This window comes from Roseibium aggregatum (assembly GCF_017309185.1).
Lineage (GTDB): Bacteria > Pseudomonadota > Alphaproteobacteria > Rhizobiales > Stappiaceae > Roseibium > Roseibium aggregatum_B.
The window spans coordinates 880,342-905,830 of record NZ_JAEKJZ010000001.1 but is presented as its reverse complement, the minus strand read 5'-3'; the positions used below and the strand labels follow the sequence as shown (position 1 = coordinate 905,830).

Below are 25,489 nucleotides of genomic sequence, written 5' to 3'. Positions count from 1 at the left end.
CCGCTTCTCCCCTCGGGCTAAGCGAACCGGTTTCTCAACGCTTGTGCAGTTCCGGCCTAGAGGGCAGGAAAATGATTTTTGACACTGCCAAACTCCCCCTCCCATGGAAAAGGCTGTGGTGAGGGGGCCAAGCGCATGAGATATTACGACAGATCTGTCGCCTAACCCGGCGCGAGCGCCGACCTCTCCCGTCGGGAGAGGTTAATTGGAGCTTGTGGCCGCCGTTCCGGATTGATGCGTATGGACGCGCATGGGCGAGAACAATTCGATTGAGATCTCTGCGGCCCCGTTCGATACGATGCGGATTGATCAACTGGTTGGCGGCGCCCCCCCCCCCAAAGTGGAATTGGGCGACGTGAGATATTTCCGCCTCTTCCTTCACGGACTGGCCTACGTTGAAGTTGCGGCAACGGACTTCCGGATCGAGACAGTGGATGTCGAAGCTGTCTGGAGCGGAAGGCAAAACTGAAACGCCGCAGCAGGCTCCTTTTCTGCCACCATACTCAGTCATTTGTCATCCCGGCCGCAGCGAAGCGGAGAGCCGGGATGACAAGCAATTCATGACCTCAACAGGGCTCCGGCCACCGCAAGCCCTGTGCGGGACGGTTTCTACCTCACCACTCCGGAACCAGACCCACCGGGATGTTCTGGAAGCAGACCGGGCGCAGGAAGCGGCGGATGGCCAGCGTGCCGACGGAGGTCGCGCCGAAATTGGTGGAGGCCGGGTAAGGGCCGCCGTGGACCATGGCGTCGGCGACTTCCACACCGGTCGGAAAGCCGTTGGCAAGAACCCGGCCCGCCTTGCGTTCCAGGATCGGCATCAGCATGGCTGCGAGAGCCGTGTCGGCCTCGTCCATGTGCAGGGTGCAGGTGAGCTGGCCTTCCAGACCCTTGGCGATTTCGATCAGCTGAACCTCGTCCTTGACGCGCACGACGATGGCGAGCGGGCCGAAGACTTCCTCGCCCAGCTCCTCGTCGGCGAGCCAGGCATCGCCGGTGGTCTCGAAGAGATAGGGCTTGGCGTTACGGGTTTCGCAGGCGGTGCCGATCAGCTCGCGCACGCCGCTATGGGCGGCAACGCGCTTGACCCCGCTTCGATAGGCAGACGCGATACCGTCGGTGAGCATGGTCTGCTCGCCAATCTCAGCAAGAGCGTCTACAGCCGTCTTGACGAAGGCATCGCCCTCGGCTCCTTCCAGGACCAGGGCAACGGCCGGGTTGGTGCAGAACTGGCCCGCGCCCATGGTCAGCGACCCGGCCCAGCCCTTGGCCATGGCCTCGCCCCGGGCGGAAATCGCCTCAGGCAGGCAGAACATCGGGTTGACGGAACCAAGCTCTCCGAAGAAGGGGATCGGCACGGGACGCTTTGCGCAGAGATCGTAGAGCGCCCGGCCGCCGCGCAGGGAGCCGGTGAAGCCAACAGCCGTGATCAGCGGGTGTTGGACCAGCGCCTGACCGACCTCGAAGCCTTCTCCCTGGATGAAGGAGAAGACGCCCGGATGGGGACCGCAGGACTTGACCGCTGCCGCAATCGCCTCGGCAACGATCTCGCCGGTACCCGGATGGGCCGGATGGCCGCGCACCACGACCGGGCAGCCGGCCGCCAGGGCTGAAGCGGTGTCGCCGCCGGCGGTGGAAAAGGCGAGCGGGAAGTTGGACGCTCCGAAGACGGCCACCGGGCCGATGGGACGCTGGACCAGCTTCAGGTCCGGGCGCGGCAGCGGCTGGCGGTCCGGCAGGGCCTCGTCGTGTTGCTTGTCGAGATAGTCGCCCTTCAGGATATGAGACGCGAACAGACGGAGCTGGCCGGTGGTGCGGCCGCGCTCGCCCTGAAGGCGCGCCTGCGGCAGGCCGGTTTCGGAAGTACCGATCTCGGTGATCGCGTCGGCGCGCGCCTCGATCTCGTCGGCAATGGTGTTCAGGAACTTCGCGCGGTCTTCCCTTGAGGAATAACCGAAGGTCCAGAAGGCTTCCTCGGCCGCCTTGCAGGCCTCATCCACCTGAGCCGCGGTCCCGTTGGAAAAGTTGAAAGACGCGCCCTGAGCCGGCTGCGAGGCGAAGGTCGCGTCGCTCGCAACCCAGTCTCCGGCAACCAGATTTTTTCCGTGCGGTGTAAAAGTCATGACAAACCTTCCGGTTTTGGAACGATATTAAAAGTGGAACGGATCGGTGACCGCCCGGCGTCCCAGGGAGAAGGCGTCGCAGACATGGATCATGGGAGAAAGATCCATGTCGCTCTCGCCTGCCTTCAGGAGAGACGCCATGCGGGCATAGAGGTTGGCGTATTCGTGGTTCGCTCCCTGTTTAACAAGCTCACCGTCGATCTCAAGCTTTTCTCCGCCAAGCGAAAGCTTCGCTGTGCCGCCGTCGGTCTCAATGTCGATGTCCCAGGTCTGGGGACCTTCCTGTCGCCAGTCAAAGACCGCGCTCATGTCGGCTCCTGTAGGATCGGCAAAAGTCAGGGCCGCGGCGATTGGCGTATCCCGGTTTTCCGGGAATTCCAGCGTGGCCGCCGTGACATGGACCGGATAGGGAAGGATTTCCGTCAGGATCGACAGGGCGTTGATACCGGGATCGAAGACGCCCATGCCACCCGGCGCCCAGATCCAGTCCTGTCCCGGATGCCAGCGGCGGACGTCTTCCTTCCAGGTGATTTGAAGACGTTCGATCCTGCGCGAGGACACCCAGGCCTTCAGGTCCGGAACGCAGTCGGCATAGCGGGAGTGCCAGGTCGCGAAGAGGGTGACACCATTTTCCTTCGCCAGCGCTTCCAGCGCATAACATTCCGCAAGGCTTTGGCCCGGTGGCTTTTCCAGCATGACATTCCTTCCTGCCTTCAAGGCCTTGGCGGCATAGTCGAAACGGGGCTGCGGCGGGATGGCAAGCGAAACCGTCGTTATGTCCGGCCGGGTCTCCAGAAGCGCGTCGATGTCGGTGAAATGCTCCACGCCCTCGACGGTGCCGTGGCGGCTGACCGTCGCTTCAAGCGACCAATCGGGATTGGCGCCAATCGCCGGCAAATGCTGGTCGCGGGCAATCTTGCCGATACCGACCAGCGCCAGTTTTTCACCCAGGTTTTCCGGCATCAGTGAGAATCCTTCGGTACAGCCGATCCCCGGCAACCTTTCAGGAAGTCGAAGTCCGCCCCCGTATCCGCCCCTTGGACATGGTCGTGGAAAAGACGCGCGTAGCCGCTCGCCGGTACATCATGCGAGGGCTTCCAGGCTTCAAGCCTCTCAGCGAGTTCCGCGTCCGAGATCTCCAGGTGGAGCCTGCGGTTGGCGACGTCGAGTTCAATCACGTCGCCGGTTCTGACAACCGCCAGAGGACCGCCGGCGGCGGCTTCCGGCGAGGTGTGCAGGACGACGGTTCCATAGGCGGTTCCAGACATGCGCGCATCGGAAATGCGCACCATGTCGGTGATGCCTTTCTTCAGCACTTTTGGTGGAAGGCCCATGTTGCCGACCTCCGACATGCCCGGATAGCCTTTCGGCCCGCAGTTCTTCAGGACCATGACGCAGGTCTCGTCGATGTCGAGAGAGTCGTCCTCGATCCGGGCCTTGTAGTCGTCGATATCCTCGAAGACCACCGCCTTGCCCCGGTGCTGCATCAGATGGGGCGACGCGGCAGAGGGTTTCAGGACGGCGCCGTTGGGCGCCAGATTGCCTTTGAGGACGGCAATGCCGCCGTGGTCGGTCAGAGCCCTTTCCACCGGTACGATGACGTCCTCGTTCCAGTTCCTTGCGTCCTTGACCTGATCCCAGATGGGTTCGCCCGCAACGGTCAGGGCGTCCTTGTGGAGCATGCCCGCCTCGCCCAGGCGCTTGATCACCACCGGCAGGCCGCCGGCATAGAAGAACTCCTCCATCAGGTATTCGCCCGACGGCATGAGATTGACGATGGTCGGCACGTCGCGGCCGAGACGATCCCAGTCGTCCAGCGTCAGGTCGATGCCGACGCGGCCGGCAATCGCCAGCAGGTGAATGACCGCGTTTGTGGAGCCGCCGATGGCGCCGTTGGTGCGGATGGCGTTCTCGAAGGCCTGCCTGGTGAGAATATGCGACGGCTTCAGGTCGTCCTTCACCATCTGCACGATGCGACTGCCCGAAAGATGCGCCATGACCCGGCGGCGGCTGTCGACCGCCGGGATCGCGGCATTGCCGGAGAGCGCCATTCCGAGTGCCTCGGCCATGGAGGCCATCGTGGAGGCGGTGCCCATGGTGTTGCAGGTGCCCGGAGACCGGCTCATGGCGATTTCGGCGTCCAGGAATTCCTCCTGGGTCATCTTGCCCGCCTTGATGGCCTCAGAGAATTTCCACAGATGCGTGCCGGAGCCGACGCGCTCACCCTGGAACCAGCCGTTCAACATCGGACCGCCTGTCACCACGATGGCCGGAATGTCCACCGACGCGGCACCCATCAGGAGAGACGGCGTGGTCTTGTCGCAGCCGACCAGCAGCACGACCCCGTCGAGCGGCGTCGCACGGATCGCCTCCTCGACATTCATGGCGGCCATGTTGCGGTACATCATAGCGGTCGGCCGGAGCGTGCTTTCGCCGGTCGAGAAGACGGGAAACTCCACCGGGAAACCGCCGGCCTCGAAGACCCCATGCTTGACCCGTTCGGCCAGGTCGCGCAGGTGGCCGTTGCAGGGGGTGAGTTCCGACCAGGTGTTGCAGATGCCGATCACCGGACGGCCGTCGAAGAGGTGGTCCGGCAGCCCCTGGTTCTTCATCCAGCTGCGGTGATAAATGTGATCGCGGCTGGTTCCGCCGAACCATTCCGTCGAGCGCAGCTTGCGCGGCCATTGGGCGGGCTTGAAGGTCATTGTCTTACAGCACTTTCACGGACGCGGCGGAGGTTTCCGCCGGTTGGAAGACAAGGCGGTTCTTGAGCGCGACGCCGAAGCCCGGCGCCGAAATCTCGATCTCATCGCCTTCCCGGCAGGAAATCCCGTCGGCAAAGGAGAGCGTCGCGGTTCCGAACATGTGGACGTGGAGATCGCCCGGCTGACGGAAGAGGCCGTATTTGAAATGGTGGTGTTCCAGGTTCGACAGCGTATGGGACATGTTGGCCTCGCCCGACAGGAACGGCTTTTCCCAAAGCACGTCGCCGTCGCGCAGGATCCGGCTGGTGCCCTCAACGCTCTCCGGCAGATCTCCGACCAGGAGCTCGGGACCGAAAGACGCGGGCCTGAGTTTCGAATGTGCCAGGAACAGATAGTTCTGGCGCTCCATGACATGGTCGGAAAATTCGTTGGCGAGCGCGAAGCCGACCCGGAACGGCGTTCCGTCTTCTCCGATCACATAGATGCCGGCCACTTCCGGCTCCTCGCCGCCGTCCTCGCAGAAGCCGGGGCTCACTAGGTCACCGCCGGGTGCCACGGCGGCGTTGCCATTGCCCTTGTAGAACCATTCCGGCTGGACGCCGATTTTACCCTGAGCCGGGCGTCCGCCTTCCAGACCCATCTGGAACATCTTCATGGAATCGGTCACGGGCTGGTCGCCGTCCTTCGCTTTGGCGTGCATGGCGTTGCGGGTCGCGGCCGAGCCCAGATGGGTCAGGCCGGTGCCGGTCAGATGCATGTGGGCTGCGTCCGGATGCAGGATCGGCAGAAGCAGCCGCTTTTCCTCCGCAAGCTTTTCCAGGTCGACGGCAGGCCCCAGATCGTGCGCGCGGATACATTCCGTCAGGCTCCGTCCGCTGGCGATCGCCTCGCGCACCAGATCGTAGGTACTGGCGACGCCCTTCAGGATCGAGGCTTCGCTGCCGCTGCGGACCACGACGGAGATGGAACCCTCGTCGTTTCGGATCTGAGAGATCAGCATCTTGTTACCCCTGCTTGTTCTTGTTGTAGACGTCGAAGATGACGGCGGCGAGCAGGACCAGACCCTTGATCATCTGCTGGTAGTCGATGCCGATGCCCATGATCGACATGCCGTTGTTCAGAACGCCCATCAGGAAGGCGCCGACAACCGCGCCGATGATCGTGCCGACACCGCCGGACATGGACGCCCCGCCGATGAAGACGGCGGCGATCACGTCAAGCTCCAGGGCAAAGCCGGCCTTCGGCGTCGCCGTATTGAGGCGCGCGGCGAAGACCAGTCCGGCGGCCGCCGCCAGGACCCCCATGTTGGTGAAGGCCAGGAAGGTCAGGCGTTCGGTCTTGATGCCGGACAGCTTGGCCGCCTTCTGGTTGCCCCCGAGCGCATAGACGCGCCGGCCGATGGTCGTGGTTTCGGTGATGAAGGCGTAGATCACGGTCAGGACGCCCATGGTGATCAGGACGTTCGGCAGACCACGGAAGAGCGACAGCTTGTACATGACGAAGATCAGCGCCGCCGCGACAATGACATTGCGCGCGATAAAGAAGCTTTTCGGCTCGTCCTCGATACCATAGGCCTTGTTCTGGGCCCGCTGGCGCAGGCCGATCCAGACCACGAGCGCCGCGGCCGCGATCCCTGTTCCGAGCGCCAGAACATTGACCTGCCGGGCACCGAAGGCCTCAGCCAGCCCCTGCCCCAGTCCGGCCGGGAAGATATCGGGCACGAAACCGGTCGCGATCATCTGGAATTCGCGCGGGAACGGGCCGACCGACTGGCCTTCGAGCAGCCAGAGAGACAGTCCGCGAAAGACCAGCATGCCGGCCAGCGTCACGATGAAGGAGGGTATCTTCCAATAGGCGACCCAATAGCCCTGGGCCGCGCCGATAACCCCGCCGACCGCCAGGCAGGTAACGATGGTAACGATGACCGGCAGGTCGAAGTTGACGATCATCACCGCGGCGAGCGCGCCGACGAAGCCCATCACCGATCCGACCGACAGGTCGATGTTGCCGGAAACGATGACGATGAGCATGCCCAGCGCCATGATGATGATGTAGGAGTTCTGCAGGAGCAGGTTGGTGACGTTGACGGCCCTGAGCAGGGTGCCGTCGGTGACGATCTGGAAGAAGACCATCACCGCGATCAGGGCGAACAGAAGGCCGTACTGTCTCAGGTGCGAGGAGAGATACTCGCCAACGCCCTTGGTCTTCACCGCCGGTGCCGGGGATGTCTCGCCCGCAGATGCATCGCTTTGTGCCAGTTCCATCGGTAATGCTCTTTCACTCGTTGACAATGAGCGACATGATGCGCTCCTGGCTCGCTTCGCCGGCGCTGAGTTCGCCAACGAGAGCCCCCTCGTTCATGACGTAGATCCGGTCGCACATGCCGAGCAGTTCCGGCATTTCCGACGAGATCATGACCACGCCTTTGCCCTGGGCGGCGAGGTCGTTGATGATCGTGTAGATTTCATATTTGGCGCCGACGTCGATGCCGCGCGTCGGCTCGTCCAGGATCAGGACCTCCGGCGCCGTGAACAGCCATTTCGCCAGCACCACCTTTTGCTGGTTGCCGCCGGACAGGTTGACCGTTTTCTGAAATACCGACGGGGTCCGGATGGCGAGCGCCTCGCGGTATTTCTCCGCCACCCTGGTCTCTTCGTTCTTCTTCAGGATGGACCCGGCCGAAACCCCGTCCAGGTTGGCAAGCGTCGTGTTGAAGCGAATGGTCTCGTCCAGGATCAGACCGAGCGCCTTGCGGTCCTCGGTGACATAGGAAATACCTGCATCGATCGCCCGGTCCACCGTGCTGACGTCGATCTCCTTGCCGTGAAGCTTCGCCGTTCCGGAAATGTTGCGCCCGTAGGAGCGGCCGAAGATCGACATCGCCAGTTCCGTCCGGCCCGAGCCCATGAGACCGGCGATGCCGATGACCTCGCCCGCGCGGACCTTGAAGGAGGCGTTCCGGATCACCTGGCGCTCGGTATGTTCCGGATGCCAGACATTCCAGCTGTCGATTTCAAACAGCGTCTCGCCCGGGCTGCGCGTGTGCTCCGGAAAACGGTGCGTCATGTCCCGGCCGACCATGTCGCGGACGATGTCGTCCTCGCTTAGCCCCGCCTTGGCGTCGAGCTTCGAGACGGTCATGCCGTCGCGAATGACCGTCACGCTGTCCGCCACGTAGCGGACCTCGTTCAGCTTGTGGGTGATGATGATGCTGGTGACGCCGTGTTCCTTCAGCTCCAGCATCAGGTCGAGCAGTTTCTTGCTGTCGTTTTCCTGCAGGGCCGCGGTCGGCTCGTCCAGGATGAGCAGTTTGACGTCCTTCGACAAGGCCTTGGCGATCTCGACGAGCTGCTGCTTGCCGACGCCGATGTTGTCGACCTTGGTGGTCGGCGGTTCGATGAGCCCGACCTTGGCGAGGAGCTCCTCTGTGCGCTTGTTGGTCTTGCGCCAGTCGATCACGCCATTCCTGGCGCATTCGTTGCCGAGGAAGATGTTTTCGGCAATGGAAAGCTGAGGCACCAGGGCCAATTCCTGGTGAATGATGATGATCCCCTGCCGCTCGCTGTCGTTGATGCCGGAAAAGCGCGCCGGCTCGCCTTCGAAAACGATCTCGCCATCATACTGTCCGTGCGGATAGACCCCGGACAGGACCTTCATCAGCGTGGACTTGCCGGCGCCGTTTTCGCCGACCACGGCATGGATTTCGCCCTTGCGGACTTCCAGGTTGACCCTGTCGAGCGCTTTCACGCCCGGAAAGGTCTTGCTGATATTCTGCATGGAAAGGAGTGCCATCGACCCCGTTCTCCGAATTCCGAGGAAAGGCCCGCCCGATAGCCTCTAGGCGCTACGGGCGGGAGTGTCTGATGGGGCTACGTACTCAATTAATTTCGAGTACTTATTTCACCTGATCTTCGGTGTAGTAACCACTGCCGACCAGGATCTCTTCCCAGTTGCCGGCGTCGACCGCGACGGGCTCCAGGAGATAGGAAGGAACGACCTTGACGCCGTTATCGTAGGTCTTGGTGTCGTTGATTTCCGGCTCTCCGCCTTCCAGCAGGGCATCGACCATGCCGACGGTCACACGTGCCAGTTCACGGGTGTCCTTGAAGACAGTGGAATACTGCTCGCCCGCCAGGATCGACTTGACGGACGGAACTTCCGCGTCCTGACCGGTCACGATCGGCATTTTCTGGTCGCCGGAGCCGTAGCCGACGCCCTTCAGCGAGGACAGGATGCCGATGGACAGACCGTCATAGGGGCTGAGCGCGCCATGCAAGGTCTTGTCGGTGTAATGGGCGGAGAGAAGGTTATCCATGCGCGCCTGGGCGACCGCGCCATCCCAGCGCAGGGTTCCGACGGTGTCCATGCCCGTCTGGCCGGACTGGATGACAACGGTGCCGTCGTCGATCAGCGGCTGCAGCACGGACATGGCGCCGTCATAGAAGAAATAGGCGTTGTTGTCGTCCGGAGATCCACCGAAAAGCTCGACGTTGTAGGGCCCGTCGCCGAAACGCTCCTTCAGGCCGTTCACCAGGGACGTCGCCTGCTGCACGCCGACCTTGAAGTTGTCGAAGGTGGCGTAATAGTCGACGTTGCCGCTGTCACGGATCAGGCGGTCATAAGCGATCACCTTGATGCCGGAAGCCGCCGCGTTTTCCAGGGCGTTCGACAGGGTCGTGCCGTCGATGGCCGCGATCACCAAAACGTTGACACCCTTGGTGATCATGTTCTCGATCTGGGCGAGCTGGTTCGGAATGTCGTCTTCAGCGTACTGCAGGTCCGTGGTGTAACCGGCTTCGGTGAACTGCTCGACCATCGAATTGCCGTCGGAGATCCAGCGGGCCGAGGATTTGGTCGGCATGGCGATGCCGATGGAGCCCTTGTCCTGCGCAATTGCGACGCCGCTCAAGGCCACGCCGGACATAAGAGTTGCTGCCGCCGCGGCTGCGACGAGCGCCTTCGTAACAAGTTTCATCATTTCCTCCCAGACCGGATCCCAACCGGTCGACAATATGGATAGGGCACGCACTTGGCGGCTCCGGGGCTAGAAATGCTGTGAAATCTACATGACCGTCAAATTATTATTCATTATCATTTCATACCAGTAATAGTATGTCAGCGAGAAGCGAATGCTCCCATGAGCCTGGATCTTTTGAGACGGGGACTGAAAATGTCCCATCTGCGCCTTTTGGCGGAACTTGTGCGCCACACGCGGCTCACCGACGCGGCGGCGGCGCTCGGGATGACCCAGCCGGCCGCCTCCCGGCTGATGTCGGAAATCGAGCGCATTGCCGAGGCGCAGCTTTATATGCGCAGCGGCCGGGGCATCGAACTGACCGCTGTCGGCCGGAAGCTGGCGGAACGCTGTGTCCGGATCCTGCAGGAATTCGCCGATGCCGGCGAGGATATCGAACAGCACAAATCCGGACAGCGCGGCCATGTCGCCATCGGCTCGGTGACCGGCCCGACCATCGAGTACATCCTGCCCGCCCTGCGTCACATCCGGCTGAGCTATCCGGACATTTCCATTTCGGTGGAGGTCAGCCCCAGCCGGGTTCTCGCGCCGATGCTGGAAGACGGCAGGCTGGACTTTTCGCTGAGCCGTATTCCTCCCGAAGCCGATGCCGCGATGTTCGAGGAGCGCCCCCTGTTGCGCGAACCGGCCTGCATCATCGCCCGCCCCGGCCACCCGCTGACCCGAAGCGGTCCTCCTGTTCCAGCGGAGGCCCTGCTCGGCTTCGACTGGGTCCTGCCACCGGCCGGCTCTCCCATCCGCGCAACCGCGGAAGAAAAGCTCCGGGAAAAAGGCCTCACCCTTCCCGCCCGGATCCTGACCACTTCGTCCTTCCTGTTCACGCTGGCGACCATTCAGCACACCAATGCCATCGGCCCGCTCGCCCGCTCTGTCGCGGAAAACTTCGCCAGGGGGCCGGACGGTGCTCCCGGCACCGTGGTCTGCCTGGAGAGCGACCTCACCCTCTCGGTCGAGCCCTATTCCTTCCTGACGCGCAAGGGTCAGGTCCTCACCCCGGTGGCGCAAATCGTGGCCCGGGAGGTCCTGAGGGCGGTAAAGGGCCGGGACGATCTTGTTTAGCTTTCATCCGAACAATTCAGGCTTGAGACGGAAAAAGCAGGCTTCGCGCCTTCATCTCCACAACACGCGGGTCGCGCCGATTGGCACTATGCTGCACTGCGTTCACCTGATAGTCTTGACGAACTTTGATCGGCCGATCGAATACGCATTGGCGAAGGGATGTCTCAAAATTCGAAAAATCTTTCAGACAGCGTCATTTTCGATACATAATCACAACCGCATATACGGCTCCGGAAATTGAATTTCCGGAACGTCCCGAATTCGACCAGCCGCTCCAGGATCAAGTCAAATACAGCCGGCCGATACCGGTCTTTCTAACGAAAAAAAGCAGAAAACAGCGAGGCGGGAAACCGGTTTTCACATGACAGGAATAGGCAGTCGTCTGATCGGTGTCGGCTCTTATCTGCCGGAGCGGATATTAACGAACGAAGAACTGACCCGGATGGTCGACACTTCCGACGAATGGATCCGGTCGCGAACCGGCATAACGTCGCGCCGGATGGCCGCGGACGATCAGACGACCTCGGATCTGGCGGCAAACGCCGCCAGGGATGCGCTCGCGCGGGCCGGTATTCCGTCAAGCAGCGTCGACCTGATCATCGTCGCGACCGTGACGCCCGACCGGACCTTTCCCTCCACCGCAGTCTACGTCCAGGAGAAGATTTCGGCGGGCACCACAATGGCCTTCGACGTCTCAGCGGCCTGCGCCGGCTTCATTCACGCCCTGGAAATCGCCGACAGCTTCCTGCAGACCGGACGGGCGAAAACCGCCCTCGTGATCGGCGCCGACAAGCTCTCCTGCTTCCTGGACTGGAACGACCGGGCAACCTGCGTCCTGTTCGGCGACGGCGCAGGCGCCTTCGTCCTTCAGGCCGATCCCGAGGCCGAAACTTCGGCGGTTCTGGCCTCGCATCTGTCGGCGGACGGCACCAAATCTCCGCTTCTCTACGCCGATGGCGGCCCGTCCTCGACCGGCACCGTCGGCCTTGTGCGCATGGTCGGAAACGAGCTTTTCCGCGCCGCCGTCAATGCCATGTCGGACGCCCTGGACATCTCGCTCAAACGCGCCGCGCTCACGCCGGACGACCTCGACTGGTTCGTTCCCCACCAGGCCAACATCCGCATCATGCACGGCATCGCCGAGCGGCTGAACATCCCGGACGAAAAGGTCGTCAAGACGATCCAGGACCACGGCAACACATCCTCGGCCTCGATCCCGCTTGCCATCTCCACCGCCATCGACGACGGGCGCATCCAGGACGGCAACCTCTGCGCGGTGACGGCCGCCGGCGGCGGGCTCGCCTGGGGAGCGGCAATCCTGCGGTTTTAACCTGCCGTCGGGCGGCCGCGCTTCAACGCGGCACCTCGGACCACAAATCCGAACCTGCCTCGGTTTCCCGTAACACCAGGGATCCGTGCGACGAAATGCGCGCAGCAAACGGCGATCCGCCCAGGCGTCGGCGGTGGCTGCGCGACCGGTTCGATGATAGGCTTCCGCCCTCAGCATTTGCGAAGACGTCAGATAGCCAGCATTCAGTCGGATTGCCCAGCCAGAGACCGTCTCAAAAGCGACCTTTTGGAACAGGCTGGTTGAATTGGCGACGAACGGACCGACACGGGATTGCATAATCACCGGGGGTGGGCCTGCCGGGATGATGGCGGGTCTCTTGCTGGCGCGCGCGGGCGTGACTGTCACCGTCCTTGAAAAACACCCCGACTTCCTTCGCGACTTCCGGGGAGACACCATTCATCCCGCGACCTTGCAGCTGATGGCCGAGTTGGGCTGGCTCAGTGAATTCCTTGAGCTCCCCCACCAGAAGGCGGCCGACTTGCATGCGGAAATCGACGGCCGCCAGGTGACCATTGCCGACTTCCGCCGCTTGCCGCTGGACTGCCGCTACATCGCTTTCATGCCGCAGTGGGACTTTCTGGACTTTCTCGCCGCAAAAGGACGGGAAATGCCCGGTTTCCAGCTCATGATGGATCATCGCGTGACCGGTCTCCTGAAGGAAGGCGGCCGTGTTACAGGCGTAAGCTGGGAAAACGGCGGCACCGCAACCGGAGACATCCGGGCCTCTCTGGTGATCGGAGCCGACGGGCGCCATTCGGTCGTGCGCTCACAGGCCGGACTGAAAATCATCGACTTCGGCTCGGCGGTCGATGTGCTCTGGCTCAAGCTGACGCGCCAGCCTGACGATCCCGCTCCCGCCATGAGCCATGCCGGCCCGCAGCAAGGCCTTGTTCTGATCGACCGCGGCCACTTCTGGCAATGTGGCTACGTCATCAAAAAGGGCCGCTTCGAGGAGTTGAAGACCGAGGGCCTGCCCGAGTTCCGGAGAGCCCTTGCCGATTTGGCGCCTTTGCCCGAAAGCCGTTTCGAGGAAATACAGGCCTGGGACCAGGTTCACCTGCTCTCGATCCGCATGGACCGTCTGGAGCGCTGGTGGTCTCCGGGGCTGTTATGCATCGGCGACGCTGCCCATGCCATGTCGCCCGTGGGCGGTTTCGGGGTGAACCTTGCCATACAGGATGCGGTGGCGGCCGCGAATATCCTTGCCCGGCCGCTGCGCGAGGGACGTTTGACCGGCGCCGACCTGGCCCGTGTCCAGGCGCGCCGGATGTTCCCGACCCGGGCCACGCAGGGGCTTCAGCGCATGATGCGCCGGAAGCGGAACAGCCGGGGCGAAGCGTCGCGCCGCCCGCCGGGGTTCGTCAGGATGATCGGCCGTTTTCCGATCCTTGCGCGCCTGATGGGCCGGTTGATCGGCATGGGCTTCCGCCCCGAACACATTGCGAAGGACAGCCTCCATGCGCCGCGCTAAAAGCGAGACCAATCCGCATCGATCTCACCGCTTGTTCGCCACCTTCCGCCTGATTGCCGTCGTGGAAGGCATCACGACGATCCTTCTGTTTCTGGCCGCGATGCCGGTGAAATACATGCTTGGCAATCCCTCCTGGGTTCACGTCATGGGGCCGATCCACGGCTACGCGTTTCTGGCCTACGTGGCCCTCATGATCGCAGCGCTTTGGGGCCGGAACTGGAGTTCATCCGACTGGCTGCGAACCTTCCTGGCGTCTCTCGTTCCCTTCGGAACCTTTCTCAACGATCCGTTTTTGACGCGCCGCATGGCAGAGGATGCTAGGACCGGCACGCTTGAGGGGCCTCGATAGACATGCGCATGCTGTTCCTTCTGCTCGGCCTGTTCTTCACCGGACTCGGATTTGTCGGGGCGTTTCTGCCGGTTCTCCCCACCGTCCCGTTCCTGATCATCTCGGCCGCCTGTTTCGCCCGCTCGTCGGAGCGGTTGGAAAGCTGGCTTCTGTCGCATCCGCGTTTTGGCTCGTTGCTCGTGGAATGGCGGGAACGAGGCGCGATCCCCCTGCGCGCCAAATGGCTGGCGCTTGGCGGCTGCCTGATGGGTTTTGCGTTGTTTTTTCTGCTGCGCGATCCCTCTTGGATGCTGTCGCTGATCGTCGCGTCCCTGATGAGTGTTGGGCTTGTCTATGTCTTCACGCGGCCGACCGCCTGACACCGGATGGCGCCGGGAAAAAACTCCGCTCAACGTGCCGATGCCTCGGTGGAGATTGTTCTTTCAACGAAAGATCACGGTCTGCTTTCGCCGGGTAGGCCGCGGCCGACGGCTTCCAGACGGACAGAACAACGTAGTCCGTCCCGCGCCGCACATCGAGGCGAGCGCAACAGGCCGGAACATCTCAGCTATTTGATTTTGTTGGTCATGGGAGAGAAGTGGTGCCCAGAGGCGGAATCGAACCACCGACACGCGGATTTTCAATCCGCTGCTCTACCAACTGAGCTATCTGGGCGTGCTCTGCGAGTGGTTGGGGACAGGCCCCGTTCGCCGAAAGCCCGGTCCTTATAGAGGCTCGTCCTGCCCTTGTCCAGCACCCCGGCAAAGTTTTTTGCAAACTTGTGACGCCGCTCGCGCAGACAGGCCCCGAAAAGACCTGACCCGAGAAATAAAACGCTTTTTCAATGCTTTACAGATTGGTCTCGCAATTCCCCATCGGCAGATCAAAGCGCCCTTGAGTGCGATCGCCGTGTGGGAGGGCCCGGTTCAGCGGCGTGGTTGGAGAAGAGGCAACCGGTGCCTATCGGCTTGGTCACCCGCACGCCGCCGCGCGCGATATCCGGCGTTGCCGGCTGGACCGCAGCATATGGGCGAACGTACGGCCTCCCCTGTTACTGGATCCCGCCGGCGACAATTCCCGAGGCGGACCAGTGCGCCGCCGGGTCGGCGGCGTTGAAATTGCCGATCACCCCGTCATGACCGGTCAGCGGCCCGCCGACGATCGAGGTGTTGAGGGTTCCAACGGCATCTCCCGAAAGCGCGCCGGTAAAGTGATTCCCTCCGGCAATTGCCCGTTCGCTCAAGGTGGCGGAGAAGGAGCGGTTGTCGAAATCGGAAATGGCCGCCGTGCCGGTCCGGCTGGCGAAATCGACCGTCATCGAAAAGCCACCCGCCGCAAGGTACTGCGCGCCGTTGCTGACGACGTTGCCGACCGCCTGCCCCGCATAGCTGGCGCTCCCGGAGGCCGGGAGATCGCCGGACCCGCTGATGGCACCGGCGACCCATGTGCCGAGATGGAATGTGTCGGTCCGCTCTGCGGCACCGCCCAGCACGCCGCCAGTATCCTCATAACGCATCGACGTGCCCCAGTAGCCCCACTCCAGGAAGGCGCAGACGCATTGCGTCGCGACCGGCGCCAGGATTACGTCGTCCGCCCCGGGGACCAGTGTGCCGGGCACGAAGTAGGTGTTCGGGCTTGTCCCCGGCAGGAGATCGAGCTTCTCGTTCACGGTGCTTGTGAGGTAGGTCTGCGCAGCGTCGGCGGAATCCCAGGCCGCATAGATATCGTCGTCGATGAAAGTCGCACGGTCAGGGCTAGAGCCGCTGCCGGTTGCGCCGAACCCGACGGTGTAGGAATAGACCTCCGGATCGTCTTCCGCGAGGTCGCGTACGGTCAGCGCACCGCCCAGGGTTTCCTCCGCGCTGTTGAAGGTGACCGACACGTCGTCCGGGGTGTCGCTCGTGAAATGGACCGGGCCGACGGAAGCCGCCGGGGCCGCGGCAACCGGGAGGACCGATGTTTCCAAGACCGTGGCGCCGCCGGCCGCCAGGCTGTCCAGGACGCCGGGGTCGTGATAATTCACCGTGCTTTCCAGGACGCCCGAGGCGTAACCCGTCAGCGTGCGGTCGCTGCGGGCCAGGGCGCTGACGTCTTGCCCCGCGTCTTCGTCGAGCAGGGCAACGTGCAGCGTTGCCGAGACCGTCTCTTCGCTCGCGAAAGCATCCGGACGCTCCACGTAGTCGTCGGTATAGGGGACGCCGGACGCTCCGCCGGTCAGGCTGCTGCCGAAGACGAAGCTCTGCGCATTGGCTCCGAAAAACGCACTCCCGTCAGATCCTTTGACGCCTTGCAATCCGCCGCTATAGAGCCCGGCGGATTGCAAGGCATCGATCCGGTGGCTGCCGCGCCGGGCCGTTGCAAGGCCTCCTTCTTCAACCGCCCCCAAATCCACCGCGCCAACCGCCAGAGAAATCAGGGACTTCTGGGATGTTCCCGCGCCCTTCAGGTGAAAGGAGGACGCCAGATAATGCGCGCCGTCCAATGTCTCAGGGTCTGTTTCCTTGATGAGGAAACCCGTGTTTTTCGTCTCCGACAGGAAATCCGCGCCAAGCGTGCCGGCAACCAGCGGGTTCACGAACAGAGCACCGGTCTCCATAGGGGTGAAACCGCCCCCGGTCTCATCGGTTCCGAGGCTGAAAAGCGTTGTCGGATCGGCATGGAGAGAATAGCTCCTGACCCGAAGCGGATCGGCGGCATTGCCGAAAGTGCTGAAATCCGTTTCCGTGCCGGATATACCGAAAATCATGTCTTCGATCTGGAAGGAGGGCGAACCGGCCGGGGTCACGTCAGGCACATGCGCGAAGGCGTGAAAGTCCTCATTGAAATAGACGGCTCCCCTGGCCTGTCCGACAGCAGTCCCTTCCACCTCCACGGCGGCCTCGGGAACTGCCGGAACTCTTGCCTCGTTGAACTCCTGAATCGCGATTCCCTTGTTCGTGAGAGTTTGCGCGTAAAATCCGCCGCCTTTGCCGGGGTAGAGGAATTGCGCCACGGTGTGTCCGCCAATCGTGGCCCTGGCGACGCCGGTCGCGGTTCCGGTGGTTTCCCGGTCGCCGGTTTCAGCAATGTCCCTATAGATGAAGGTGGCCGTTTCGCTGAGGCCGGCGCTGCCCCCGATCAGGCCTTGCGCCCCCGGCGAGGAGACCATGCCGCCGCCCAGGGACGTGAAGGTGGCGCCCGCGGAAAGAACACGGATATCGACCGACCTGCCTGTCTTTGTGGCACCGCTGGCCAGTGAGGAGATCCCGGCGTGTTTCCTGTTGACCTTTTGAACCTGCACAAGGGTGGTTTCCGCGTTCCCGGAGGATGTCGACAGGACGGCCTGCGGTTTGCGGCGTGGCGCCGTGTAGACACGGCCCAGGTCCGAATTCACCTGCGTCATGCCGGAATTCCGCACCTGTGTCCCCGTCGGCGGTACGGTGGCGCCGCCGCGTTGTCCGGATTTGCTCATCAGGGAGGACTGGACGCCCTCCAGGTCCTCGGCGGAAGTGCGCCGGACACCGCCCCCGACCCCTCCGACCTGCAGCGAGTAGCCGGGCCTATAGATGCGGCGCGATGTGCCGTCCGCGCCCTTGAAGGACAGTTCCTTGCCGAACACGAGAGAAAAAACCGGTGCGCCGCGCGTCAGGTCGAGATTGGCGATGCCGCCGCGGATGCCGATGGTCCCCACCGGCGTCCTGACACTGACACCGCCCTTTTTCTTGCTGAGCTTGCCGCCGACGAAACGGGCGACGCCCTTGCCGAAGGAGGCGATCAGCTTGCCGCTGCCGTCGTCCGGATTGTAGACGAACTCGTCGATCATCAGATCCGAATTGGGTCCCACCGTGAAGGTGGACCCGTCCACGAACAGGACCTGAACGAGACCGGTGCCGGACGTGTCGATCCGTTCGTTGAAAAGCACGGTGTCGCCGATGAACTTTGCCTCGCGCACGGCTCCGGGTGCCGCGCCGAAGGCTGCCGTGTTGACCGCGGCGGCCGAGCCGACCTTCTTTGCCACCGCCAACTCCGGTCCGCATAGGACGCAAAGCGCCGCAAGGAGCAACGGCACGGCGCATTTCAGGGCTGCTGGAGCGGACGTTTTCGAAGGTCTCACCGTCATCGCCGCCCTCTCCCTCAAAAGGCCTTCGTAAGCGAAATCATCGCCGAGGTGTTGGAATAGGTGCTGAGGTCGTAGTTCGAATACTGCCTCCGGAATTCTCCGGTGAACCCGACCGAAAAATCGTATCTCAACGGCACGGTCAGGGCCCCGCGCACCCAGCCTTCGTGATCGAATTCGCTTTCGCTCGCATCGATGAGCGGGTCGGGTTCCGCGTATTGCCGGTTGAGATACCCTGCTTCCAGATCGACGGACCACGGTCGGGGCAATTGCGCGACCGGCGAGCCGAAGCGGTAGGTCACCCCGACGCCGCCGCCCAGTTCGAAGCTCTGGTCGGAATTGACCCTGGTTTCCTCGAAATCCGCCAGCAGAAGAACGCGGGCCCGCCATGCCTTGCTCACCTGCCGCGACACCGTGGAGGCAAACCTGAGGAAAGACCCGGTACGGTCCGACACGGTCGGATAGTCCTGCGTGTCGTGATACCAGCGGTAGCGCCATTCGAACTTCGCATCGATCCGCGTCTGGATATCCGGCTGCATGACCAGCCGCGCTCCCGCGCCCAGGGCACCGTTGTAATTTTCGTGGTTCAGGCGCACCCCGGAGAAGATCCCGTAAACCCCGAGTTGCGTGTCGTCCAGGCCGTAACGAGCCAGATTGAAGGAAGGCCCGAGCGTCAACTCCGCAAGCCCGGTGTCGAGCCGCACCAGATCCGCGTAACGTGCGGCGAAAAATAAAAGATCCGCCTCGATCAGATCTCCCTGCGTGCCGAGATCGTAAGCCCCGTGAACCCGTCCCGCGGCGAAACCGTTGACGTCCGATTGGCCGGTGGCCGTCTCGTCCAGAATGAAATCGCGGCCGTTCAGGTTGACCTGGCGCCCGCCCGGCGCCGCGTTGGCGTTGGTCTGATACCTGGCGCCGACCGCAAGCAGCGCGTGGAACTGCGCCGGTTGCTGCCTGGTATCGATCGCGGCAAGATACGTCTCCACCTTTGCAGCCACGTCCGGCGGGACATCAGGCGTTTCCAGGCTCGATTGAAAATAGTAGCGCGCGGTTTCGAGCGACCCGAGACGATAATAGAGAACCCCGAGCTCAAGTTTGACCCGCGGCAGCTCCGGCGCGAAGATCAGCATGCGTTCGAAGGTGGAAATCGCCGCTTCATAATCTCCGGCAAGGACCGAAACCGTGGCATATTCGAACGCGGCATCGAGATCCGCCGGCCGTTCGAGCATGATTTCCAGAAGCGCCGCCTGCCGCGCCAGCAGGGCTTCGCGGCCGGTTGGCGTCTCCGCCCCGACCGCGCCGGCCGGGGCCGCCGCTTCAGACGCTTCCGCGACCCACGCTTGAGGCAGCCCCGTACCGAGACTCAACGCCGCGCAAAAGGCCACAACCGGGAGGGTTGATGTTTCAGACCGTAAATAACTCCCACCGCGCCGGACCATGAACAGCTGCCTGCCGACAAGTTTTTCTGAATTATGAGCGCTTCATCGTACGAAAAATCAGTGGATAAGTCTATCTTTGCTGACGCAGCGTTAATTTAGTTTTTCTTCCCGAAATGAAAACCGCACCTGCAACGGGCACCTCATACCGCTGACAAACCTCATGAAGTCACTCCGGTCCGCGCACCGCGAAGCGGTGTCGCGCGAGCCGAAATCCAGCTGACAGGCGCGAGCGACAGCGAGCACCCTTTCTCATATCCATCTGCTGTAATTTGATTATTGAACATCTTCGGCGCAGACGATTTCCGGTTTCCGGATCTGCGCGCCGCTCCGCTGCACTTGTGCGGAATGACTATTTGAGGGGGGTGTCAGCAGTCTGACGCGCCTGCAACTGGCGCGTCTTACTCAAGTGCGGTCCCCGAACCAATGGATCGGGCTTGTTTATTTTACGGTAATCCGGTCATCCGTGTAGGGCGTGTAACCGTCTTTCGCCGTCAGGTACTCGATGACGACATCGGCAAGGTCCGGACCGAAATCGTAGACGTTGCTGGCGTTGGTCTTGAAAACCTCATAGCCATCGCCTCCGCGGCGCATGTAATCGTTCGAGACAGCCATGTAGGACTTTGCCGGATCGATAGGCACAAACGCCTCGCCCTCCATGACCATGACATCGGAAACCCGCTCACCAGCAGGCTTGGAGACGTCGAAGGCGTATTTCATGCCGGCAACCTGCGGGAAACGGCCGGCGCCATCCTCGACCTGGCTGACCCCGTTCTCGAGGGCGGCGACGACATCGGCGCCCTTGAGTTCGAAAGTGGACAGCGTGTTCTGGAACGGCAGGACTGTGAGCACTTCGCCCGCAGTGACCTCGCCGGCGTCGATGGACGCGCGCAAACCTCCGCCGTTCTGGATCGCAATCTGGACGCCCTGGTCCTTGACCCGGTCGAGCATCGCGTCTGCGACGAGGGTGCCCATCTGGCACGCGCCGGCGCGGCAGGAGTTCCGGTCCCCGTCAATGGCCGAGGTCGTGGAACCGATCACCTTGGTCTTCAATTCCTCGATCGGGGCCGCCAGTTCTGCGATGCGCTCCAGAAAGTCCTCGTCCGGCTCGATCGAGGCATCGAGCAGGATAGGCTCGCCTTCCGCCTTGATCACATTGCCATCGTCATCCCAGGTGACGTCGATTTCACCCAGAAACTTGCCATAGGCATAAGCCTGTACGATGGGAACATCGACGCCGTCCGGGTTCTTCACGATAACCGGATACGGTCCCTCCGCACCGTCCTGGCTATTGGACAGCAGGGTGTGGGAATGACCGCCGACAATGATGTCGATTCCCGGCACCGCCGCCGCGATCTCCTTGTCGCGCGGCAATCCCATATGGGTAAGCGCGACGATCTTGTTGACGCCGGCTGCCTGGAGCCCCTCGACCGCCCCTTTGAGATAGTCTTCCGCCTTTATGAAACGAACTCCCTCTCCCGGAGAAGACGTATCAACCGTGTCTTCCGCAAGCGCGGAGATGATGCCGATCTTCTCGCCACCCTTTTCCAGGACCAGCACGCCGGGAACCTTGCCTTTCAGGTCCGGCTCACCGTTTACGTCGATATTTCCGGAGATCACCGGGAACTCCGCCTTCCCGATAAAATTGGCAAGGCCGGATGGCCCGTCGTCGAATTCGTGATTTCCGACCGCCATGGCGTCGAAACCCATCTCATTCATGAAGCCGACCGCGGCATTGCCCTTGTAGGTGGTGTAAAACAGGGAGCCTTGAAACTGATCGCCCGCATCAAGCGTGAGAACATTCTTGCCTTCCGACTGCAGAGCGGACCGCCGCTCGTCGAGGGCGGTCCAGATCCGGGCAATACCGCCGAAGCATTTGCCTTCTTCCTCGCTTTTCGCATCGCAGGTCGAATTGTATTTGCTGATCGGCTCGAGGCGGGAATGCAGGTCGTTCAGATGCAGGATCGTCAGGGAATAATCGGCGTGGGCAGCCGTCGACAAAGCCGTCGTCAGAAACAGCACCGCAGTGATCGCAACACGTCCATTCATTGGTCTCTTGCCCTTTGTATCAAGTCGCGCGGCCGGCGCGCATGGTCAGACAGTCCCCGGATAAAAATCGACGGGATACCCGATCTTGATGGAGTTCCGGGGTGGCGGCAAGAGTATTACCTTGCGGGACATGCATGAAATTTAGCCGATTAAACAATTCGGCCGAAGCTTGCGAAAAATCAACGGCGGGCACTGCCCGGGGCGACGTTCCGGTTTGGACGGTGAAACGGCCCCGGTTCAGCACCGGAGGCAGACTGGCCCTTGCAGCAGCCTACTCTTCGGGAAAGTTGCTTTCGTCGATATCGTCGGTCTCGACCACCGGGATGGTATAGCCTTCGGAAAACCAGCGGTTCAGGTCGACCTTGGCGCAGCGGTCCGAGCAGAAGGGGTAATCCTCCTGGGTCGACAGTTTCGAGCAGATCGGACACGGACGCATGCGCCGTTCCGGTTTGCGCTTATCGGGTTCGGCCATCGTTCGTCTCCGCTTCGCCGCCAGGTATCTGGTTTCAGGTGCAGAAGGTCAGCTATCAGGCGGCGGCCGTCGTCCAGCCACCATGCACCGGATAGCCGGCGGCGCTCAGAAGGTTCGCCGTTTCCACCAGCGGCAGGCCGACCACGGCCGGATAGGAGCCCACCAGCTTGACGACGAAACTGCCCGCAAGTCCCTGAATGGCATAGCCGCCTGCCTTGCCGCGCCACTCGCCGGAAGCAAGATAACTGTCGATGTCGGCGCGCGACAGGCGCTTGAACCGGACCCGCGTTTCCACCAGCTTCGAACGCAGCTTTCCGTTGGCCTCGGCAACGGCGACCCCGGTGAAGACCCGGTGCCCCCGCCCTGACAGCAGGGACAGGCACATGAGGGCCTGATCGGACAGTTCGGCCTTGGGTAGAATACGCCGTCCCACGGCGACCACCGTGTCGGCGGCAAGAACGACGCTGTCACGCATGTCTTCGGAGGCATCCGCCGCCTGCCGGACGGTTTCAGCCTTGGCGCGGGCAAGCCGCGACGCGAGGCTGCGGGGCGTTTCGTGCTTTTTCGGCGCCTCGTCGATATCGGCGGGCAGAAGGTGGTCGGGTTCCAGACCGATCTGCTGCAGCAGCGCGAGGCGGCGCGGCGAGGCAGAGGCCAAAATCAGCGATGGGGCATTCGTCATGAAAGCGCGAACCTGAAAGCCGGCGTCACCTGGAAGTCCGCTTACTTGAAGCGGTAGGTAATCCGCCCCTTGGTGAGATCGTAGGGGGTCATTTCCACAAGGACCTTGTCGCCCGCCAGTACGCGGATCCGGTTCTTGCGCATGCGCCCGGCAGTGTGGGCGATGATTTCGTGATCGTTTTCAAGTTTGACGCGGAACGTCGCGTTCGGCAACAGTTCTGTTACGACGCCCGGAAACTCCAGAGCTTCTTCTTTGGCCATATTATATCCTGAATGGAGCGGGCCCTGCCCGCAGGTGCGGGGGAACCTAACGGATTAGCGGCGGAAAGTGAACCTTTCTTTCCGCAGTAAACCAAAGTTCTTTTGATCGCCACGCCGAAGGGCTTCAACCGCTCGGCGGCGGCGTCCAGTCCAGGCGTTTCTTGATCCGGGTCATCAGCTGGTCCCGCACGGTGCGGTATTCGCTCAGGATCTGCTCCCGGCTTCCGGTGGCGAGCGTCGGGTCGAGCGTCGGCCAGTATTCGACGTCGACAGCCTCCGTGCGGGTCATGTCCAGCGCCTTGTGGTGAGCTTCGGGAGCCAGCGTCACCACCAGGTCAAAGCCGGACTCGTCCAGATCCTCGATCGTCTTGGGATGATGGCTGCCCATGTCGACGCCGATTTCAGCCATCACCGCGTCCACGAAGGGGTCCACCTTGCCGGCCCGCACGCCGGCGGAACGGACATAGATCCGGTTCGGGAACAGCTTCCCGGTCAGGGCCTCAGCCATGGGAGAGCGCACGGAATTCATTCCGCAGACAAAAAGAACCGCAGACGGACGCAGGTCCGGCCCGCCCATCGCCATCAGCCCTTCCAGTGAAGCGCGTAGACCAGGGTGAACAGCCGCCGCGCGGTCTGAACGTCCACCGTTATCTTGCCGTCCAGGCGCTCCATCAGGATGGTCGAACCCTCGTTGTGCACGCCGCGGCGGCCCATGTCGATGGCCTCGATCTGGCTAGGCGTCGCATGGCGGATCGCCTCATAGTAGCTCTGGCAGATCAGGTCGTAGTCCTTGACGATCTTGCGCAAGGGCGACAGCGACAGAACATGGGTGACGACCTCACGGTCGTCGTCCGTCTTGATCCTGAAAACCAGTTTCTTTTCCACGACGGACAGGGTGAGAACGAAATTCGCCGGGGGATGGCCGACCGGCTGGAAACAGTTTTCCTCGATCAGGTCGTAGATGGCGACCGCCCGGTCATGCTCCACCTCCGGGCTCGCCCGGGCGATGGAGGCCTCGTCCAGGATCACGTCCACCAGCTTGCCGCCGGGTGCTTGCGGATTGGCGTCCGGTTGCGGGTCGCTCATTTGGAGAAAGCCTCTTTACGCTTAAAGGTTCAGCCTGATGGAAACAGAGCGCGCGTGTGCCGACAACCCCTCCGATTCGCCGAGTTCGATCGCCGCCGGGCCGAGGACCCGGAGATTTTCGGCGTTGCACTTCAGGATCGAGGTGCGCTTGACGAACTCCAGGACCGACAGGCCGGAGGAAAACCGGGCCGAACGCGCGGTCGGCAGAACGTGGTTGGAGCCGCCGACATAATCGCCGATGGCCTCGGGTGTGTAATGGCCGAGGAACACCGCCCCCGCGTTGCGCACCTTCTTCAGAAGCGCTTCCGGGTCGTCGACCGCCAGTTCCAGGTGCTCGGGCGCGATGCGGTTGGCCAGCGGCATGGCGGCCTCTAGGTCGTCCACCAGAATGAGCGCGCCGAAATCCTGCCAGCTTGCCCGGGCGACCTCTTCGCGCGGCAAGGTTTTCAGTTGGGCCTCTACGGCCTTTTCCACCTGGTCCGCAAGGTCCGCGCTGTCGGTGATCAGGATCGACTGGGCCGCCGTGTCGTGTTCGGCCTGGGCCAGAAGGTCGGCCGCCAGCCAGTCCGGATTGTTGGCCCCGTCGGCCACGATCAGCACTTCGGAAGGGCCGGCGATCATGTCGATGCCGACCGTGCCGAAGACCCGCCGCTTGGCCGCCGCCACGAAGGCGTTGCCCGGACCGACGATCTTGGCCACCGGCGCGATGGTTTCCGTGCCATACGCAAGGGCCGCCACCGCCTGAGCGCCGCCGATCCGGTAGATCTCGGTAACGCCGGACACCTTCGCCGCCGCCAGCACCAGCGGATTGAGCACGCCGTCCGGGCTCGGCACCACCATGACGATGCGCTCCACGCCGGCGACCCTGGCGGGAACTGCATTCATCAGAACCGAGCTCGGATAGCTCGCCAGTCCGCCGGGCACATAGATGCCGACGGCCTCGACCGGGGTCCAGAGCGAGCCGAGTTCGACGCCGATCGGATCGGTGTAGCGGTCGTCACCGGGCATCTGGCGCGCGTGATGGGCGTGAATGCGGTCGTGGGCGAGCTGCAGCGCCGCCAGCGTTTCAGACGGGACCTCCTCCAGCGCGGCATCAATCTCCTCTGCGCTGACGGTCAGCTCCGCCATGCCGAGCGCGTCGAGCCGGTCGAACTTCGAGGTATACTCCAGGACCGCGTTGTCGCCGCGCCGGCGCACGTCTTCAAGAATGTCCCGCACGATCTGGTCGACGTCCTCGGAGACCTCCCGCTTGCCGGCAAGCAACTCCTTGAACCGCGTTTCGAAATCGGGATCGGTATTGACCAGGCGTAGAACCACTGCGTGTGTCCTCATGTTC

The 25,489-nt window shown here is 62.6% G+C and carries 21 protein-coding genes and 1 tRNA gene; 5 read left to right on the top strand and 17 right to left on the bottom strand.

Translation table 11 applies throughout. The features are described from left to right. Positions 1 to 614: 614 nt before the first annotated feature. The 7 genes from JF539_RS04100 to chvE form a co-directional block, all read right to left on the bottom strand. A complete protein-coding gene (locus JF539_RS04100; protein ID WP_207139064.1) occupies positions 615 to 2,123 on the bottom strand; it encodes an aldehyde dehydrogenase (NADP(+)) in 1,509 nt (502 codons plus the stop codon). Between the two features lie 27 nt (positions 2,124 to 2,150). Next, complete coding sequence (locus JF539_RS04095) at positions 2,151 to 3,086, bottom strand: Gfo/Idh/MocA family protein (protein ID WP_207139063.1); 936 nt, start codon at positions 3,084 to 3,086, stop codon at positions 2,151 to 2,153. Further along, positions 3,086 to 4,828 carry an L-arabinonate dehydratase gene (gene araD / locus JF539_RS04090; RefSeq protein ID WP_207139062.1) on the bottom strand — a complete coding sequence of 581 codons (1,743 nt, stop codon included), beginning with the start codon at positions 4,826 to 4,828 and terminating at the stop codon, positions 3,086 to 3,088. The genes JF539_RS04095 and araD overlap by 1 nt, the downstream gene beginning before the upstream one ends. A 4-nt stretch (positions 4,829 to 4,832) precedes the next feature. Then, positions 4,833 to 5,828: an AraD1 family protein gene (gene araD1 / locus JF539_RS04085; RefSeq protein WP_207139061.1), complete on the bottom strand. Its 996-nt coding sequence runs from the start codon at positions 5,826 to 5,828 to the stop codon at positions 4,833 to 4,835. Positions 5,829 to 5,832: 4 nt separating this feature from the next. Beyond that, the gene (gene mmsB / locus JF539_RS04080) at positions 5,833 to 7,092 is read right to left on the bottom strand and encodes a multiple monosaccharide ABC transporter permease (protein WP_209016993.1); all 1,260 of its coding nucleotides are present in this window, start codon (positions 7,090 to 7,092) and stop codon (positions 5,833 to 5,835) included. A gap of 13 nt (positions 7,093 to 7,105) precedes the next feature. Continuing rightward, on the bottom strand, positions 7,106 to 8,620 hold the full coding sequence (mmsA, locus tag JF539_RS04075) for a multiple monosaccharide ABC transporter ATP-binding protein (protein ID WP_207139060.1): 1,515 nt from the start codon (positions 8,618 to 8,620) through the stop codon (positions 7,106 to 7,108). 103 nt (positions 8,621 to 8,723) lie between these two features. Further along, positions 8,724 to 9,803: a multiple monosaccharide ABC transporter substrate-binding protein gene (chvE, locus tag JF539_RS04070; RefSeq protein WP_209016992.1), complete on the bottom strand. Its 1,080-nt coding sequence runs from the start codon at positions 9,801 to 9,803 to the stop codon at positions 8,724 to 8,726. Positions 9,804 to 9,965: 162 nt separating this feature from the next. Here chvE and JF539_RS04065 point away from each other — a divergent pair, with 162 nt between their 5' ends. The 5 genes from JF539_RS04065 to JF539_RS04045 all read left to right on the top strand — a co-directional run bounded on the left by JF539_RS04065 (position 9,966) and on the right by JF539_RS04045 (position 14,452). Further along, entirely contained in the window at positions 9,966 to 10,922 is a 957-nt protein-coding gene (locus JF539_RS04065; RefSeq protein ID WP_207139058.1) for a LysR substrate-binding domain-containing protein, read from the top strand. A 361-nt stretch (positions 10,923 to 11,283) separates the two neighbouring features. Further along, a complete protein-coding gene (locus tag JF539_RS04060; RefSeq protein ID WP_209016991.1) occupies positions 11,284 to 12,252 on the top strand; it encodes a beta-ketoacyl-ACP synthase III in 969 nt (322 codons plus the stop codon). A gap of 265 nt (positions 12,253 to 12,517) precedes the next feature. Beyond that, positions 12,518 to 13,744, top strand: coding sequence for an FAD-dependent oxidoreductase (locus tag JF539_RS04055; protein ID WP_268957517.1), 1,227 nt, complete (start codon positions 12,518 to 12,520; stop codon positions 13,742 to 13,744). Further along, the gene (locus JF539_RS04050) at positions 13,731 to 14,093 is read left to right on the top strand and encodes a DUF3817 domain-containing protein (RefSeq protein WP_207139056.1); all 363 of its coding nucleotides are present in this window, start codon (positions 13,731 to 13,733) and stop codon (positions 14,091 to 14,093) included. Before JF539_RS04055 ends, JF539_RS04050 begins: the two co-directional genes overlap by 14 nt. A gap of 2 nt (positions 14,094 to 14,095) precedes the next feature. Beyond that, the gene (locus tag JF539_RS04045) at positions 14,096 to 14,452 is read left to right on the top strand and encodes a YbaN family protein (protein ID WP_207139055.1); all 357 of its coding nucleotides are present in this window, start codon (positions 14,096 to 14,098) and stop codon (positions 14,450 to 14,452) included. Positions 14,453 to 14,671: 219 nt separating this feature from the next. Here the strand turns inward: JF539_RS04045 and JF539_RS04040 are convergent. From JF539_RS04040 to hisD, 10 genes are all read right to left on the bottom strand, one after another. Beyond that, a tRNA-Phe gene (locus JF539_RS04040) sits at positions 14,672 to 14,747 on the bottom strand. Between the two features lie 376 nt (positions 14,748 to 15,123). Beyond that, positions 15,124 to 18,069: a FecR domain-containing protein gene (locus JF539_RS04035; RefSeq protein ID WP_207139054.1), complete on the bottom strand. Its 2,946-nt coding sequence runs from the start codon at positions 18,067 to 18,069 to the stop codon at positions 15,124 to 15,126. Between the two features lie 116 nt (positions 18,070 to 18,185). Then, a complete protein-coding gene (locus JF539_RS04030) occupies positions 18,186 to 19,535 on the bottom strand; it encodes a tetratricopeptide repeat protein (protein WP_207139053.1) in 1,350 nt (449 codons plus the stop codon). Positions 19,536 to 20,045: 510 nt separating this feature from the next. Then, entirely contained in the window at positions 20,046 to 21,653 is a 1,608-nt protein-coding gene (locus tag JF539_RS04025) for a bifunctional metallophosphatase/5'-nucleotidase (protein ID WP_207139052.1), read from the bottom strand. A gap of 271 nt (positions 21,654 to 21,924) precedes the next feature. Further along, positions 21,925 to 22,125: a DNA gyrase inhibitor YacG gene (gene yacG / locus JF539_RS04020; protein WP_207139051.1), complete on the bottom strand. Its 201-nt coding sequence runs from the start codon at positions 22,123 to 22,125 to the stop codon at positions 21,925 to 21,927. A gap of 55 nt (positions 22,126 to 22,180) precedes the next feature. Further along, positions 22,181 to 22,807: a Maf-like protein gene (locus tag JF539_RS04015; protein WP_207139050.1), complete on the bottom strand. Its 627-nt coding sequence runs from the start codon at positions 22,805 to 22,807 to the stop codon at positions 22,181 to 22,183. Positions 22,808 to 22,848: 41 nt separating this feature from the next. Beyond that, positions 22,849 to 23,067 (bottom strand): translation initiation factor IF-1, encoded by a 219-nt coding sequence (infA, locus tag JF539_RS04010; RefSeq protein WP_006939340.1) that lies wholly within the window; start codon positions 23,065 to 23,067, stop codon positions 22,849 to 22,851. Between the two features lie 124 nt (positions 23,068 to 23,191). Further along, positions 23,192 to 23,644 carry a low molecular weight phosphatase family protein gene (locus JF539_RS04005; protein WP_207140832.1) on the bottom strand — a complete coding sequence of 151 codons (453 nt, stop codon included), beginning with the start codon at positions 23,642 to 23,644 and terminating at the stop codon, positions 23,192 to 23,194. 5 nt (positions 23,645 to 23,649) lie between these two features. Then, entirely contained in the window at positions 23,650 to 24,153 is a 504-nt protein-coding gene (locus JF539_RS04000; RefSeq protein WP_207139049.1) for a UPF0262 family protein, read from the bottom strand. A 21-nt stretch (positions 24,154 to 24,174) separates the two neighbouring features. Continuing rightward, positions 24,175 to 25,485, bottom strand: coding sequence for a histidinol dehydrogenase (hisD, locus tag JF539_RS03995; protein ID WP_209016989.1), 1,311 nt, complete (start codon positions 25,483 to 25,485; stop codon positions 24,175 to 24,177). Between the last annotated feature and the right edge of the window lie 4 nt (positions 25,486 to 25,489).

Bases quoted from the DNA above. Each gene is read 5' to 3' on its own strand.
- JF539_RS04065 (WP_207139058.1), top strand. From the start codon at position 9,966: ATGAGCCTGGATCTTTTGAGACGGGGACTGAAAATGTCCCATCTGCGC.
- JF539_RS04050 (WP_207139056.1), top strand. From the start codon at position 13,731: ATGCGCCGCGCTAAAAGCGAGACCAATCCGCATCGATCTCACCGCTTG.
- infA (WP_006939340.1), bottom strand. From the start codon at position 23,067: ATGGCCAAAGAAGAAGCTCTGGAGTTTCCGGGCGTCGTAACAGAACTG.
- chvE (WP_209016992.1), bottom strand. From the start codon at position 9,803: ATGAAACTTGTTACGAAGGCGCTCGTCGCAGCCGCGGCGGCAGCAACT.
- hisD (WP_209016989.1), bottom strand. From the start codon at position 25,485: ATGAGGACACACGCAGTGGTTCTACGCCTGGTCAATACCGATCCCGAT.
- JF539_RS04000 (WP_207139049.1), bottom strand. From the start codon at position 24,153: ATGAGCGACCCGCAACCGGACGCCAATCCGCAAGCACCCGGCGGCAAG.
- JF539_RS04045 (WP_207139055.1), top strand. From the start codon at position 14,096: ATGCGCATGCTGTTCCTTCTGCTCGGCCTGTTCTTCACCGGACTCGGA.
- araD (WP_207139062.1), bottom strand. From the start codon at position 4,828: ATGACCTTCAAGCCCGCCCAATGGCCGCGCAAGCTGCGCTCGACGGAA.
- JF539_RS04025 (WP_207139052.1), bottom strand. From the start codon at position 21,653: ATGAATGGACGTGTTGCGATCACTGCGGTGCTGTTTCTGACGACGGCT.
- JF539_RS04005 (WP_207140832.1), bottom strand. From the start codon at position 23,644: ATGGGCGGGCCGGACCTGCGTCCGTCTGCGGTTCTTTTTGTCTGCGGA.
- araD1 (WP_207139061.1), bottom strand. From the start codon at position 5,828: ATGCTGATCTCTCAGATCCGAAACGACGAGGGTTCCATCTCCGTCGTG.
- JF539_RS04095 (WP_207139063.1), bottom strand. From the start codon at position 3,086: ATGCCGGAAAACCTGGGTGAAAAACTGGCGCTGGTCGGTATCGGCAAG.
- mmsA (WP_207139060.1), bottom strand. From the start codon at position 8,620: ATGGCACTCCTTTCCATGCAGAATATCAGCAAGACCTTTCCGGGCGTG.
- JF539_RS04100 (WP_207139064.1), bottom strand. From the start codon at position 2,123: ATGACTTTTACACCGCACGGAAAAAATCTGGTTGCCGGAGACTGGGTT.
- JF539_RS04015 (WP_207139050.1), bottom strand. From the start codon at position 22,807: ATGACGAATGCCCCATCGCTGATTTTGGCCTCTGCCTCGCCGCGCCGC.
- yacG (WP_207139051.1), bottom strand. From the start codon at position 22,125: ATGGCCGAACCCGATAAGCGCAAACCGGAACGGCGCATGCGTCCGTGT.
- JF539_RS04060 (WP_209016991.1), top strand. From the start codon at position 11,284: ATGACAGGAATAGGCAGTCGTCTGATCGGTGTCGGCTCTTATCTGCCG.
- mmsB (WP_209016993.1), bottom strand. From the start codon at position 7,092: ATGGAACTGGCACAAAGCGATGCATCTGCGGGCGAGACATCCCCGGCA.